The organism is Bradyrhizobium sp. CB1717, from assembly GCF_029714325.1.
Classification (GTDB): domain Bacteria; phylum Pseudomonadota; class Alphaproteobacteria; order Rhizobiales; family Xanthobacteraceae; genus Bradyrhizobium.
In genome coordinates this window covers 4864948-4878045 of sequence record NZ_CP121666.1, presented here as the reverse complement: position 1 = coordinate 4878045, position 13098 = coordinate 4864948, and the positions used below count along the sequence as shown (strand labels likewise).

The 13098-nt window shown below is 64.8% G+C and carries 14 protein-coding genes; 8 read left to right on the top strand and 6 right to left on the bottom strand.

Annotated elements, in window-relative coordinates:
• Nucleotides 1-177 precede the first annotated feature (177 nt).
• Both QA649_RS23245 and QA649_RS23240 read left to right on the top strand, forming a co-directional pair.
• Nucleotides 178-1284: an acyltransferase gene (locus QA649_RS23245; RefSeq protein WP_283019239.1), complete on the top strand. Its 1107-nt coding sequence runs from the start codon at nt 178-180 to the stop codon at nt 1282-1284.
• A 191-nt stretch (nt 1285-1475) separates the two neighbouring features.
• A complete protein-coding gene (locus QA649_RS23240; RefSeq protein WP_018642135.1) occupies nt 1476-1694 on the top strand; it encodes a hypothetical protein in 219 nt (72 codons plus the stop codon).
• A gap of 6 nt (nt 1695-1700) precedes the next feature.
• On the opposite strand, the gene tgt is transcribed toward QA649_RS23240, so the two are convergent.
• Nucleotides 1701-2849, bottom strand: a complete 1149-nt coding sequence (gene tgt / locus QA649_RS23235) for a tRNA guanosine(34) transglycosylase Tgt (RefSeq protein ID WP_283019238.1) — start codon at nt 2847-2849, stop codon at nt 1701-1703.
• 231 nt (nt 2850-3080) lie between these two features.
• Here tgt and QA649_RS23230 point away from each other — a divergent pair, with 231 nt between their 5' ends.
• The 4 genes from QA649_RS23230 to QA649_RS23215 all read left to right on the top strand — a co-directional run bounded on the left by QA649_RS23230 (nt 3081) and on the right by QA649_RS23215 (nt 7234).
• The gene (locus QA649_RS23230; protein WP_283019237.1) at nt 3081-4238 is read left to right on the top strand and encodes a patatin-like phospholipase family protein; all 1158 of its coding nucleotides are present in this window, start codon (nt 3081-3083) and stop codon (nt 4236-4238) included.
• 130 nt (nt 4239-4368) lie between these two features.
• A complete protein-coding gene (locus QA649_RS23225) occupies nt 4369-5115 on the top strand; it encodes a TetR/AcrR family transcriptional regulator (RefSeq protein ID WP_283019236.1) in 747 nt (248 codons plus the stop codon).
• Nucleotides 5116-5368: 253 nt separating this feature from the next.
• The gene (locus QA649_RS23220; protein ID WP_283019235.1) at nt 5369-5971 is read left to right on the top strand and encodes a PepSY domain-containing protein; all 603 of its coding nucleotides are present in this window, start codon (nt 5369-5371) and stop codon (nt 5969-5971) included.
• A 225-nt stretch (nt 5972-6196) separates the two neighbouring features.
• The gene (locus QA649_RS23215) at nt 6197-7234 is read left to right on the top strand and encodes an aspartate-semialdehyde dehydrogenase (protein WP_283019234.1); all 1038 of its coding nucleotides are present in this window, start codon (nt 6197-6199) and stop codon (nt 7232-7234) included.
• Nucleotides 7235-7301: 67 nt separating this feature from the next.
• Here QA649_RS23215 and queA read toward each other — a convergent pair whose 3' ends face one another.
• From queA to coaD, 5 genes are all read right to left on the bottom strand, one after another.
• On the bottom strand, nt 7302-8375 hold the full coding sequence (gene queA, locus QA649_RS23210; RefSeq protein ID WP_283019233.1) for a tRNA preQ1(34) S-adenosylmethionine ribosyltransferase-isomerase QueA: 1074 nt from the start codon (nt 8373-8375) through the stop codon (nt 7302-7304).
• A 115-nt stretch (nt 8376-8490) separates the two neighbouring features.
• Complete coding sequence (locus QA649_RS23205; protein WP_018642141.1) at nt 8491-8955, bottom strand: peptidylprolyl isomerase; 465 nt, start codon at nt 8953-8955, stop codon at nt 8491-8493.
• Complete coding sequence (locus tag QA649_RS23200) at nt 8952-9362, bottom strand: hypothetical protein (protein WP_283019232.1); 411 nt, start codon at nt 9360-9362, stop codon at nt 8952-8954. Before QA649_RS23200 ends, QA649_RS23205 begins: the two co-directional genes overlap by 4 nt.
• Before the next feature lie 8 nt (nt 9363-9370).
• Nucleotides 9371-9946: a peptidylprolyl isomerase gene (locus tag QA649_RS23195; RefSeq protein WP_283019231.1), complete on the bottom strand. Its 576-nt coding sequence runs from the start codon at nt 9944-9946 to the stop codon at nt 9371-9373.
• Nucleotides 9947-9983: 37 nt separating this feature from the next.
• On the bottom strand, nt 9984-10481 hold the full coding sequence (coaD, locus tag QA649_RS23190; RefSeq protein ID WP_283019230.1) for a pantetheine-phosphate adenylyltransferase: 498 nt from the start codon (nt 10479-10481) through the stop codon (nt 9984-9986).
• A gap of 269 nt (nt 10482-10750) precedes the next feature.
• Between coaD and QA649_RS23185 the strand changes: the two genes are divergently transcribed.
• Entirely contained in the window at nt 10751-11008 is a 258-nt protein-coding gene (locus QA649_RS23185) for a hypothetical protein (RefSeq protein ID WP_018642145.1), read from the top strand.
• A gap of 193 nt (nt 11009-11201) precedes the next feature.
• Nucleotides 11202-13055 (top strand): KUP/HAK/KT family potassium transporter, encoded by a 1854-nt coding sequence (locus tag QA649_RS23180; RefSeq protein WP_283026075.1) that lies wholly within the window; start codon nt 11202-11204, stop codon nt 13053-13055.
• Nucleotides 13056-13098 lie beyond the last annotated feature (43 nt).

Here is a 13098-nt window from a genome sequence, read left to right as displayed (position 1 = left end):
CATTTGCAGGAGGCCCGACTTTACCGCCCTGCCCGTTGCCGTTGTCAATCTGTTCACAATTGCCATGCTGAACTGCCGGACCAGCGTCCAGCCTTCCGATCATCGCTTGTGCCTTAGCCAAATACCCTCCCGACAGGCGACGTCCGTTGCGGGCGGCGGGAGCGCAGAGAACGCCTGATGCATCAACGGCTCGCCTTCATCGATACCCTGCGCGGCATCGCCGTCTTGTCGGTGGTCGTTCAGCACGCGCTCGAGGTGATCGTGCGGGAACACCCGACCGGCGCGTACCATTCGATGTTCCACGACGCGATCGGCTATTACATGAATTTCGGCCGGTTCGGTGTCGCGCTGTTCTTCTTCGTCAGCGGCTTCGTCATTCCCTTGAGCTTTCCCGCCAGCGCGTCTCCCGTGAACGACTTCGCGGTCAGTCGCTTCTTCCGCCTCTATCCGGCCTACTGGACCTCGATCGCGATCGGGCTCGTCACGATGCAGGCGGTGGAGTTGAGGAGCTATCCCCTGTCGCAGATCGTCGCCAACCTCACGATGCTCCAGAGTTTCCTGGAGGTCCGTCACCTCTGGGACTTCTACTGGACGCTGACGATCGAGCTGCTGTTCTACGTCGCCTGCACCATCCTCTTCGCGACAGGACTGCTGACCCGGCGCCTCACCGCCGTCGCGATCGTCGTTGCGACCGCGCTGGCCGGGACGGCCGTCGCTGTCCTGGTCGAGGAACGGGCAGCCTGGGTGATGATGGAGATCGGGCTGAACCTCTCGGCGATGTTCCTCGGCAAGATCATTCGCGACACTATCGTCGGCGGAACGCTGCGATGGCGGCATGTCGCCGTCTGCACGGCGCTCTACGCCGTCTTTGCGATCACGCTGGCCGGCAGGCGCTATGGCGGCGCGTATGAGGACAATTTCTTCTACAGCTATTCAATCGGGGCGGCTTATGTCAGCGCCGCCGTCGTTTTCATCGTGTTTGCCGCGTTCGGCGAGCGGATGGCCTGGCGTCCGCTCGCGTTCGTCGGCCTCATCAGCTACTCGGTCTACCTGATGTCGCCGTTCACAATGGTCTGGGTTCATCACTTCGCCTGGCCTGGCGACGCGCCGCTGGCATGGCTCGTCTTCGTCGCCGAGGTCGTGACGTCATCGATCCTTGTCAGCTGGATGACATATTCCCTCGTCGAGAAGCCCTGGATTTCGTTCGCGCGCAGACTCCGCTCGGGCCACCGCAAGCCGGTCGCGCTCAAGCCTGCTCTCGGACGGCAGGGTGCGACGCAGTAATCGAGCGTCGTGAAGCGTGAAGAATTATCGCAATGCACACGGATTGTTTGCGCTGCGATACCGATAACAAGTCAGCAGTCACGTCGTGGTGACGGCAATTTTATAAAAGCCAGCGCGTTTGTGTTGCGACCTCGTCAAGTACTTCTGCTTATGTTAGACTTACGTCTTAATAAAGCAGGGAGGTCACCACGATGTCAGCAGTTGCTGAAGTGATGTCGACCGTCGCGCTGAACCGCGATCCGCGTTGCAGCGAGTTGCCCACCTGTCCCGTCTGTGCCGACTCCATGGTCGCCGCCGAAGCATCCGCTTACGTCTCGGACCACATGATCAGCTATCTCTGGACCTGCGACAATTGCGGCTACGGTTTCGTGACCAAGCATGCCGTCAAGCAGCGGATCGTCTGCAATTGACGTTGCTCAGCGCGGGGCGATATCGCCCCTCGCCCAATCCTCACGCGTACGCTGATAGAACTCATCGAACGTTCCGTGTGCGATCGCGTCCCTGATGCCCTGCATCAGGGACTGGTAGTAAGCGATATTGATCTCGGACAGCAGCATTGCCCCCAGCGTCTCGCCCGCCTTGACGAGATGGTGGAGATAGGCGCGCGCATAGTTGCGCGTCGACGGCCATGAGCTCTCTTCATCGAGCGGACGCGGATCGTCGGCGTGGCGCGCGTTGCGCAAATTGACTTGACCGAAGCGCGTGAAGGCGACGCCATGCCGGCCATTGCGCGTCGGCATCACGCAGTCGAACATGTCGATGCCGCGCTTCACCGCTTCGAGAATGTCGTCGGGAGTGCCGACGCCCATGAGATAGCGCGGCCGCTCCTTCGGCAGCATCGGCGCGGTCTCGTCGATCATGGCCAGCATCACCTCCTGCGGCTCGCCGACGGCAAGACCGCCGATCGCATAGCCGTGGAATCCGATCTCGACGAGGCCTTGGGCGCTGGCGTGACGAAGCTGCGGGATGTCACCGCCCTGCACGATGCCGAACAGCATGTAGCCGTCGGGCGCGCTCTCGAAGGCACGCTTGGAGCGCTCGGCCCAGCGCAGCGACAGCCGCATCGCGCGGTCGATATCGTCGCGCTCGGCGGGCAGCCGCACGCATTCGTCCATCTGCATCGCAATGTCCGAGCCGAGGAAGCGCTGCACCTCGATCGAGCGCTCCGGCGACAGCTCGACCTTGGCGCCGTCGATATGCGAGCGGAAGGTGACGGCGTGCTCGCTGACCTTGCGCAAGTCCGCCAGCGACATCACCTGGAAGCCGCCGGAATCCGTCAGCATCGGCCCGTTCCAGCCGGTGAACCGCTGCAGGCCGCCGAGGGCTGCGATCCGCTCCGCGCCGGGGCGCAGCATCAGATGATAGGTGTTGCCGAGCACGATGTCGGCGCCGGCCTCGCGGACCTCGCGCCAGTGCATGCCCTTCATGGCGCCGGCGGTCCCGACCGGCATGAAGGCCGGCGTCCGCACCACGCCGTGCGGCGTCGTCAGGCGGCCGGTGCGCGCGGCACAATCGGTGGCGAGCAGCTCGAAATGATTGGGAAGATTGGTGTCGGGGAGATTCATGGCGTGCTTATTGCGTGCCGGGCGAGGCCGATCAACCCGCCCGAACCACAGGATGCGTCAGACTGGGACAGATTTGATGCGGACTTCATGTTCCGCCCGGCTTGCCAAATAAAACGATACAGTGTAGTTTTACTGTGGGGCCTGGACGAGATGCCGCGGTAAATCTGCCGGCGGCCGTATTCATGTGATCGCCAGCCGCCGACAATGCCCCCCGCTTCATGTTCGACCGAAATGTCCGGCCCTTCGCATGACCGGATATGGCAGACCGCCGCCCGCCTGACCGGACTTCTGGTCCTGGCCTTAAGTCTGGCCCTGGCCGGCTGCACCTCCCTGCCCCGCACGCCCTATACCGCCGCCGAGGCCAGCGCATCGCGCGTGCTCGATATCGACGGCCTCCGCCGCTACGCCGACGAGCCGGTCACGAAGTTCAGCTTCGAGAAGGACACCAGCACGGCGACGAAGACCTATCTGGCGCTGTCCGGCGGCGGCGCCGACGGCGCCTACGGCGTCGGCGTGCTCAACGGCTGGACCGCAGCCAGAACTCGCCCCACCTTCTCGGTCGTCTCGGGCGTCAGCACCGGCGGCCTGATCGCGCCGTTTGCATTTCTCGGCTCCCAATATGACGACACGCTGAGGGAGGTCTACACCAGCGGAATCGCGGAGAGCCTCCTGAACGATCCCAGCATCATGCGCGTGCTGTTCGGCTCCGGCCTGTTCGGCAATACGCGGCTGCGCGAGCTGGTTGCCCGCTATGTCGGGCCGGAGATCATGGCGCAGGTCGCGCGCGAGAACGCCAGGGGCCGCAGGCTGCTGATCGTGACGACCGATCTCGACACCCAGCGGACCGCCATCTGGGACATGGGCAAGATCGCGGCCGTCGGCACGCCCGAGGCACTCAAGCTGTTTCGCGACGTGATGGCGGCCTCCGCCAGCATTCCCCTGGTGTTTCCGCCCATCATGATCGACGCTGAGGGCGAAGGCCGCCGGTTTCAGGAGATGCATGTCGACGGCGGCGTGACGGCACCGGTTCTGACGCTTCCGGAAGCATTGCTGTTCCAGGGCAGCCGCCTGCCGGGCACCGCGAAGATGGACATCTACATCCTCGTCAACAAGAAGATCGAGCGCAACTTCGAGCTGGTCTCCAACAGCACGATCGACGTCGCCTCGCGCAGCCTGTCGGCCATCACGCAGTCGCAGACCCGCTCGATCATCTTCTCCACCTACGATTTCGCCAAACGCAACCGCCTGGGCTTCCATCTCTCCTACATCGCGCGCGACTATCCCGCCGCTCCCTCGGAAGGATTCGACACCGCCTATATGCGGGCGCTCTATCAGTACGGATATGAGAAGGCCGCCTCCGGCCAGGCCTGGACTTCGGCGCTCCCATGAGCCCGTCGTGACGGAACGAGGTCCTATCGAAACCGTTGAGGATACGGCCAATTCGGCCAGATTCGCGATGACGCCCCCGCTCCTGCGCGATATAGAGCGAATGACAGGCAACGTGCAGGAATCATTGGGCATGGGATTGACTGCGACCAAATCACGATCGGCATCGCCGCGGCGCGAGGTGCCGAAATCGCGCGGCGGGCGGCCGACCAAGACCGCCGCGATCGAGCGCGACCAGCGGCTGATCGAGGTCGCCACCCGCCTGTTCCTGGACCGCGGCTTTGACGCGACCTCGCTCGATGCGGTCGCGGAAGCAGCGCGGGTCAGCAAGCCGACCGTCTATTCCCGCTACGGCGACAAGCGCGGCCTGTTTGCGGCCGTGTTGAGGCGCGAGATCGAACGCTGGCTTGCGCCGCTGTCGGCTGCCGCGGAAACGCAGCTCTCCAGCGCCTCGGAAATTTCGGTCGAGCAGCGGCTGGTCGAGATCGGGCGCGAGATGCTGACCTTCACCTGCGGGCCCGATGCCGTCGCCTTCAGCCGCATGATGACGTCGCAGGCCATCAACTTCCCTGACGTCGCCAAGCTCGGCAAGGAGGAAGGATGGCTCAAGGCCGTCGCCACCACGGCGCGCTTCTTCGACCATCTCGTGGCGCAAGGCGCGCTGGACATCGAAGACACCACCATCGCAGCCGAGGTGTTTCTCGACGTCGTCGTCGGCCACACCCACCGCATGGCGACGTTCGGAACGGCGCTAGAGATGAAGTCCGCGGAAAAGCGGATGCGCACCGCGATCAAGCTGTTCCTGGCCGGTGCGCTGGGCCCCGCCGATCGCGTCAAGGACGCCGCCAAGGGCACGCCGCGGCGCCGTTCCTCCCGCTGACAATTCCGTGAGCTGGCGGTCTTTCCCCAAGGGGGCCGGCGCAACGGCATTGACCAAAATAAAACGATACGGTATGGTTTAGTTATAAGTCGGTACGGGCCGCTTTTTTCACCAGCCCCAAAAGAGGTCAGTACCGCTTCGATCGCCGCGGCGGGTACAGCCCGCCGCGGCGCTCCGCGGCCGGCCTTTGCCCAAGGTCGGCCGCGAATTGTTTACGATCATCCGGCACACTCGCTGGCCGAGGGTTTCGAGCATGACGACAGCCAAACGATGGACCTCGCAACTGCTTGCGGTCGCCTTGCCCGCGCTGCTCATCGCTGCGCCGGCACAGGCCATCGTGAGCGCGGGCACGCCGACCGCGCTTCACAGCGACACAGATGGTGATGCCGACGCAGATCGCCAGGCGGTGAGCCGCGAGATCGAACGATTCCGCAGCTCCTCGATCACGATCAGCCAGGCCATGGCGATTGCGGAAGCCCGCCATGCCGGCGCCACCACCGCCGATGTGAGTTTCGACGGCGGCTCGGGCGTGCCGGTCTACCGGGTGAAGACCCTGCACAACGACCGGATCTGGCGCCACACCATCAACGCCGCCACCGGCGAGCTCGTCGGCGGCGAAGCCGCCCTGCCCCTCGCCGAGCTCGACCACGACGATCGCAGCAACCTCGCAGCGCTCGGTGCGATCAGGCACCGCCTGTCCGATGCTGTGCGCGTCGCCGAGCGCGCAGCCTCGGGCAAGGCCATCAGCGGCGGCCTCGTGCGCGAGCGCGGCCGGCTCAGTTTCGCGATCGTCGTGATCAGCGGCGACGACCTCAAGGAGGTCATCCTGGAACCGCCGGGCGCGCGCGCCAAATAGCGGCAGGTCCGTCGCCCGGCCACATTCCTGCCGAAAGCCTTGACGGGCGCAAAACTCTCCCGCATAAGTCGCCGCCATGTTCACGACCACCAAACGCACGACCAAAACCACCACGGCCCCAGGGGCCCGGGGAGGCGTGCGCGCGTAGGTCGTCGACTTAAACGCATCAGCTCTACCGAAGCCCCGCCCTCGATGGTCCGGGGCTTTTTTGTTGTCTAAAACCCAATGGAGGACAAAGTGAGTAACGATCCCGTCGTCGCGATTGTCGGCGTCACCGGTGCGGTGGGCGCCGAATTCATCGCCACCATGGACAAGCGCGGCTTTCGCGTCGGCAAGCTCAAGGCGCTGGCGAGCGCCCGGTCGGCCGGCAAGACGGTGTCGTTCCGCGGCCAGAACGTCGTCATCGAGGAGTTGACCGAGCGCGCCTTCGAGGGCGTCGACATCGCCCTGTTCTCCGCCGGCGGCAGCATCTCGAAGAAGTTTGCACCGATCGCGGTCAAGTCGGGCGCCGTCGTGGTCGACAATTCCTCCGCCTTCCGCATGGATCCCAACGTGCCGCTGGTGATCCCCGAGATCAACGCGAACCGCATCCGCGACCACAAGGGCATCATCGCCAACCCGAACTGCGCCGCGATCACCGCGCTGGTGCCGCTCTGGCCGATCCACCAGAAGAACCGCATCAAGCGCGTGATCATCTCGACCTACCAGGCCGCCAGCGGCGCCGGCGCAGCTGCAATGGACGAGCTCGTCGAATCCACCCGCGCCAACCTCAACGGGCAGGTCTATACGCCCAAGGTGATGCCGCATCCCTACGCCTTCAATCTCTTCAACCACAACACAGCGGTCGATCCTGAGACCGGCTACAACGACGAAGAGACCAAGGTCATCAAGGAAACCCGCAAGATCTTCGAGGACGAGAGCATCGCGGTCGGCGTGACCTGCGTGCGCGTGCCGGTGCTGCGCGCCCATTGCGAGGCCATCACCTTCGAATGCGAGAAGCCCATCACCGAGGACCAGGTCCGCGCCATCATGGCGCAGGCCCCCGGCGTGAAGGTCGTCGACGACCGCATCAAGAACTACTTCCCGATGCCGATCGACGCCTCGGGCCAGGACGACGTCCTGGTCGGCCGCATCCGCAAGGACCTGAGCGATCCCTCGGGGCATTCGATCTCGATGTTCGTGGCGGCCGATCAGTTGCTCAAGGGCGCAGCGCTGAATGCGGTGCAGATCGCGGAGCTCTTGCCGCAGCGGGTGATGGCGTAACAGGTAGATGCGTAGGGTGGGTTACGCCAGCGGACTGCGCTTCGCGCAGCCGCGGGGCTACCCCACCCTACGGCTCTGCCCGAAACAGCAAACATGCATCCCCGTACGAATAGAACCGATAGCCGTTCGCGATCGCGTGCGCGTACGCCTGCTTCATCGTCTCGAGCCCCGAGAATGCCGACACCAGCATGAACAGCGTCGACTTCGGCAGGTGGAAATTGGTCATCAGGATATCGACCGCGCGGAAGCGATAACCGGGGGTGATGAAGATCGAGGTCTCGGCGGCGAACGGCTGGATCGTGCCGTCTTCACTCGCCGCGCTTTCGAGCAGACGCAATGACGTCGTGCCGACCGCAACAATGCGGCCACCGTTCTTCCGCGCGGCGTCGAGCCGCTCGGCCACCTCAGCCGAGATGGTGCCCCACTCGGCATGCATCTTGTGGCCTTCGGTGTCGTCGACCTTGACCGGCAGGAAGGTCCCTGCCCCGACATGTAACGTGACGCGGTTGATCCCGACGTCGCACGCGCGCAGCGCCTGCTCTAGCGCCGGCGTGAAATGCAGCCCCGCGGTCGGCGCTGCAACCGCGCCTTCGTTGGCCGCGAACATCGTCTGGTAGTCCGCAAGATCCTGATCGTCGGGCGTACGCTTTGAAGCGATGTAGGGCGGTAGCGGCGGGCTGCCGAGGTCGGCGATGGCCTGGTCGAGCGCCGGGCCGTGGAATGAGAACGACAGTGTCACCTCGCCCTCAACGCCCTTGGCCTCGACTTCGGCATCGAGATGGCCGAGCAGGCAGACCTTGCCCTCATTGCCGAATCGGATGCGGTCGCCGGCAACGAGCTTCTTGGCGGGTTTTACCAGCGCCTGCCAGCGCGAGCCGTCGAGCCGCTTGATCAGCGTCGCCTCGATCTTCGGCTCGGTCTCGCGGCCGATGCGGCGGCCCTTCAATTGTGCCGCGATCACCTTGGTGTCGTTGACGACGAGCTGGTCGCCAGGCCTCAGCCATCGCGGCAGGTCGGCAATGACTTGGTCGCGCAGCGCGCCGTTCTCGACGACCAGCATCTTCGCGGAGTCGCGCGGGCTCGCCGGGCGCAACGCGATGCGCTCGGCGGGCAGGTCGAAATCGAAGAGATCGGTGCGCATGTCTCACTAGCACCGTCATTCCGGACGCCGCGCCTCGAGCGCGGCGATCCGGAATCCCGAGATTGTGGTGCGAGATTCCGGGTTCGCGCTTCGCGCGCCCCGGAATGACGGGTGACTATTCCTTGTCCGCAGCCATCCGCGCCTTGACGATCTTGTCCGGGTTCTGCACCGGCTCGCCGCGCTTGATCTTGTCGACGTTCTCCATGCCCTCGGTGACCTTGCCCCACACCGTGTACTGGTTGTCGAGGAAGCGGGCGTCGTCGAAGCAGATGAAGAACTGGCTGTCGCCGGAATCGGGATTGGCGGCGCGCGCCATCGAGGCGGTGCCGCGCACATGCGGCTCCTTGTTGAACTCGGCCTTCAGCTTCTTGCCGGAGCCGCCGGTGCCGGTGCCGTGCGGGCAGCCGGTCTGGGCCATGAAGCCCTCGATCACGCGGTGGAACACGATACCGTCGTAAAAGCCCTCGCGGACCAGTTCCTTGATGCGCGCGACATGGCCGGGCGCAAGGTCGGGCCGCATCTCGATGGTGACGGGGCCCTGCGTGGTCTCGAGGATCAAGGTGTTTTCGGTGACGCTCATACTCGTCTCTCTTGCGTTGGGGGTGAAGTCTTGCGGTTACGGAACTGGATCGCGAATGGACGCCCCGCCGCGGCGCCGGCCATTGCATCGGTAAATGGCATCGGCGTGCAGCGTTGCAACGCCTCCATCACCGCGATCCGGTATTGCAGCCGGTCATTGTCGGAGGCCTCCGCGGATTCATAGGTAATCCGCGGATGGCCCAGAATGTTTCCGGCCCGGTTAAAGCTCACGACGACGGTGATGTCGAGTGGGCGGGCCCTGGCGGGCGGCGGCGGCTTCCAGCAGGTGTGCAGATGCCGGAAGACGTCCTGGATGGTGTTGACCTGTGCGTCCTCGGCCGTCGCGCCTGAGACACCGAGCAGCAGCACCGCGGCAGCGAGCAGAAGCCTGTTGCCGCAGCGCGCCATCGCGTTTCCTACTTGATGTCGGAAGCGACCTGCACCTTCACCATCTTGTCGGGATCGGTGACGGAGCCGCTGCTTGATCCGGGAGGCGCCTTCTTCAGCTTGTCGACGACGTCCATGCCCTGCACGACCTCGCCGATCACGGTGTACTGGCCATCGAGGCTGCCGCCATCCGCGAACATGATGAAGAACTGCGAATTGGCGGTGTCGACGCTGTCGCCGCGCCGGGCCATGCCGACAATGCCGCGGGCAAAATGCACCTTGGAGAATTCCTGCTTCAGGTTCGGATATTTCGAGCCGCCGGTGCCGTTGAATTTCTCGCCGTCGCCGGTCTGCGCCATGAAGCCGTCCATCACGCGGTGGAACGGCACGTTGTTGTAATAGCCCTCGCGCGCAAGCGTCTTGAGGCGCTCGGCATGCTGCGGCGCCAGATCGGTCCTGAGCTTGATGACGATGCGGCCCTTGGTGGTGTCGATGACCAGCGCGTTGGCCTTGTCGAGGTTTGCCGGCAGTTGCTGCGCCATCGCCGGGAGCGCACTGAAGAGCGCGGCAAAGATCGTGGCAAGAATTGCGAGACGACGGATCATGAAAACTCCGGATCTGATGAATTGAGGAAGCGCGCCGTTATCCGGCGAATTTGGCCTTGAGCAGGGTGTCAACGAGCGGCGGCACGAAGGTCGAGACATCTCCGCCCATCCCTGCGATCTGGCGCACCAAAGTGGCGGTGATCGGGCGGACCATGGGAGAGGCCGGCAGGAAGACCGTGTGCACCTCGGGCGCCATGGCTTCGTTCATGCCGGCAAGCTGCATCTCGTAGTCGAGGTCGGTGCCGTCGCGCAGGCCCCGAATCATGATGGTCGCGCCGTGCTTGCGCGCCGCGGTCACCGACAGATCGTCAAACGTCACGGCTTCGAGCACGCAGCCGGCCTGGGCCGCGATCGGACCGCAGACGTCCTCGAGCATCTTCAGGCGCTCCTCGGTCGAGAACAGCGGCTTCTTGCCGGGATGGACGCCGATCGCAACCACCAGGCGGTCGCACAAGGGAACGGCATGCCGGACCACGTCCAGATGGCCGTTGGTGATGGGGTCGAAGGAACCCGGATAGAAGGCGATGCGCGACATGGCCCCGTCCTACCGCGCCCGGCCCTGCCCGGCAAGCCGGGCAGGTTCCTTGTCCGTTTCTGCCCGTTTGCCGGAAAATGTCAGCTGGAGGTGTCGGGCCAGGGCCGGTTTGTTTCGTCCTGGGGGCGGCCACGAAACAAAACAGAGTGTGAACGAAACCATTTCCGGCCTCCGCGAAGACGTCCGGAAACTGGCCATGGTTACTAATCCGGCCAACGAACGACGGGCCGCAGACTGGGCGTAGGCGGCCGCATCACAGGGGACAGTCAATGATCAAGGCGCTTTCAGCGATCGCACTCTCTGCGTGTGTTGCCGCAGCCCTCACCCTCCTGCCCGGCTTTGCCCCGACGGTCGAAGCCAGCGTGCCGCAGCCGCTCGCCAAGAGCGACCGGCTCGATATCCGCACCATCGGCCGTGACTGCTCGCAGCAGGCCTGGCCGAATTTCGAGGCGTCCTGCCTGCGCCGCGCCGGCAGCAAGGCCAATGTCCGCGAGGCCCGCCTCGTGACCGCCGACCGCACGCCGTAGTCGGCTCTGTCAGTTTCGCGTCAGCAAAGCCCCTCAAGATAAACCCCATGGATATTTGCGACGTCTCGTCGCAGACTGCGTGATGCTCGCGCCCGTCGGAATGGCCCGGCGGGCGCGATCCCATCGGGGGGTGCCTTTGTCCAGTACGCCTGCAGTCGCATCCGGCCATCATCCCGATCCACTGCCGCTTGCCATGACCATGGGCGCCCTCGGGGTGGTCTATGGCGATATCGGCACCAGCCCCCTTTACGCCCTGAAGGAAGCCGCCAAGGCGGCTGCCCATGGCGGCACGCTAAGTCACGACGCTGTCCTGGGGGTTGCCTCGCTGATCCTCTGGGCGCTGCTGCTGATCATCTCGCTGAAATATGCGCTGCTGATCCTGCGCGCGGACAACCGCGGCGAAGGCGGCATCGTTGCCCTCTTGGCCCTGCTCCACGCGCGCAACGCCCAACCCGGCACCTGGCGGGCGCATCTCCTCGTGGTCGGCCTCGTCGGTGCCGCCCTGCTCTATGGCGACGGCGCGATCACGCCGGCGATCTCCGTGCTCAGTGCCATCGAGGGCCTCAAGGTCGATGCGCCCTCGCTCGCGCCGGCGGTCGTGCCCGTGACCGTCGCCATCCTGATCGGGCTGTTCATGATGCAGAAGCAGGGCACGGGCTTCATCGGCCGCATTTTCGGACCGGTGATGCTGGCCTGGTTCGTGGTCCTCGCAGCCCTCGGCATCCACGGCATCGTCAAGGCGCCGGGCGTACTCGCGGCGCTCAGCCCGCTCTATGCCTTCGACTTCCTGATCCACCAGGACTTCCACATCTCCTTCGCGATCCTCGGCGCCGCCTTTCTCGCGGTGACCGGCGGCGAAGCCATGTATGCCGACATGGGCCATTTCGGCCGCCTGCCGATCCGGCTCGCCTGGTTCGCGATCTGCCTGCCCGCGCTGGTGCTGAACTATTTCGGCCAGGCCGCGCTCTTGATCACCGATCCCACTATGATCGAGAACCCGTTCTTCCAGCTCTGCCCGGACGCCCTGCACTATGCGCTCGTCGCCTTCTCCGCGGTCGCGACCGTGATCGCCTCGCAGGCGATCATCTCCGGCGTGTTCTCGCTGACCCAGCAGTCGATCCAGCTCGGCTTCCTGCCGCGCATGCAGATCCGCCACACCACCAGCCATGCGATCGGCCAGATCTACGTGCCGCTGGTGAACTGGCTGCTCGCCGCCGCAACCCTGGCCGCGGTCCTGAGCTTCGGCTCCTCGGACGCCCTCGCGGGCGCCTATGGCATCGCAGTGTCGCTGCTGATGGCGATCACCACGCTGCTGGCCGCGCTGGTCGCGATCCAGTGGGGCTTTTCGCCCTGGCTCGTGGTGGCCGTGAACGGCTTCTTCTTCGCGATCGATCTGATCTTCTTCTCGGCCAACTCGATCAAGCTGTTCGAGGGCGGCTGGTTTCCGCTGCTGCTCGCCGGCCTCGTCGCCTTCCTGATGCTGACCTGGCGTGCCGGCGTGAAGCTGGTCGAAGCGGCACGCGGCCGGCTGCGCCAGCCCGAGGAGGATCTGATCGAGACCGCGGTCAACAAATGCAGCGCAAGGCTCCCCGGCACCGCCGTATTCCTGGCGTCGGCGGCGCGCGGCGTGCCGCTCGCGCTGACCCAGTTCGTCAAGCACAATCGCGTGCTGCACGAACGCGTGCTGCTGGTCACCGTACTGATCGAGGAATCGCCGCACATTCCCGACGAGGAACGCGCCGAGGTGATTGAAATCATCCCGGGCATCACCCGCGTGGTCCTGCATTACGGCTTCATGCAGAACCCGACCATCTACGACGGGCTGACTCTCACGTGCCGCCAGGGCAAGCTGCCCGGCATCGATCTCGCCGACATCACCTATTACGTCGGCCGCGAGACCATCATCCCGCGCGAGGACGTCCCGGGCATGTGGGTCTGGCGCGAAGGCGTGTTCGCCTTCCTCCAGCGCAACGCCGAACGCTCCGCCGCGTTCTTCGGCGTGCCGACCAAGCAGGTCGTGGAGTTTGGGACCGAGCTGGAGATTTAGGGCAAGAATGCTGGCGCCCGAACGTGACTAGCAGTTCTAAAAA

Excerpts from the sequence above, each read along its gene's own strand:
- QA649_RS23220 (WP_283019235.1), top strand. The coding sequence starts at position 5,369 with ATGACGACAGCCAAACGATGGACCTCGCAACTGCTTGCGGTCGCCTTG.
- QA649_RS23245 (WP_283019239.1), top strand. The coding sequence starts at position 178 with ATGCATCAACGGCTCGCCTTCATCGATACCCTGCGCGGCATCGCCGTC.
- QA649_RS23200 (WP_283019232.1), bottom strand. The coding sequence starts at position 9,362 with ATGGCGCGCTGCGGCAACAGGCTTCTGCTCGCTGCCGCGGTGCTGCTG.
- QA649_RS23215 (WP_283019234.1), top strand. The coding sequence starts at position 6,197 with ATGGAGGACAAAGTGAGTAACGATCCCGTCGTCGCGATTGTCGGCGTC.
- coaD (WP_283019230.1), bottom strand. The coding sequence starts at position 10,481 with ATGTCGCGCATCGCCTTCTATCCGGGTTCCTTCGACCCCATCACCAAC.
- QA649_RS23185 (WP_018642145.1), top strand. The coding sequence starts at position 10,751 with ATGATCAAGGCGCTTTCAGCGATCGCACTCTCTGCGTGTGTTGCCGCA.
- QA649_RS23230 (WP_283019237.1), top strand. The coding sequence starts at position 3,081 with ATGTCCGGCCCTTCGCATGACCGGATATGGCAGACCGCCGCCCGCCTG.
- queA (WP_283019233.1), bottom strand. The coding sequence starts at position 8,375 with ATGCGCACCGATCTCTTCGATTTCGACCTGCCCGCCGAGCGCATCGCG.
- QA649_RS23240 (WP_018642135.1), top strand. The coding sequence starts at position 1,476 with ATGTCAGCAGTTGCTGAAGTGATGTCGACCGTCGCGCTGAACCGCGAT.
- QA649_RS23195 (WP_283019231.1), bottom strand. The coding sequence starts at position 9,946 with ATGATCCGTCGTCTCGCAATTCTTGCCACGATCTTTGCCGCGCTCTTC.
- QA649_RS23205 (WP_018642141.1), bottom strand. The coding sequence starts at position 8,955 with ATGAGCGTCACCGAAAACACCTTGATCCTCGAGACCACGCAGGGCCCC.
- QA649_RS23180 (WP_283026075.1), top strand. The coding sequence starts at position 11,202 with ATGACCATGGGCGCCCTCGGGGTGGTCTATGGCGATATCGGCACCAGC.
- tgt (WP_283019238.1), bottom strand. The coding sequence starts at position 2,849 with ATGAATCTCCCCGACACCAATCTTCCCAATCATTTCGAGCTGCTCGCC.
- QA649_RS23225 (WP_283019236.1), top strand. The coding sequence starts at position 4,369 with ATGGGATTGACTGCGACCAAATCACGATCGGCATCGCCGCGGCGCGAG.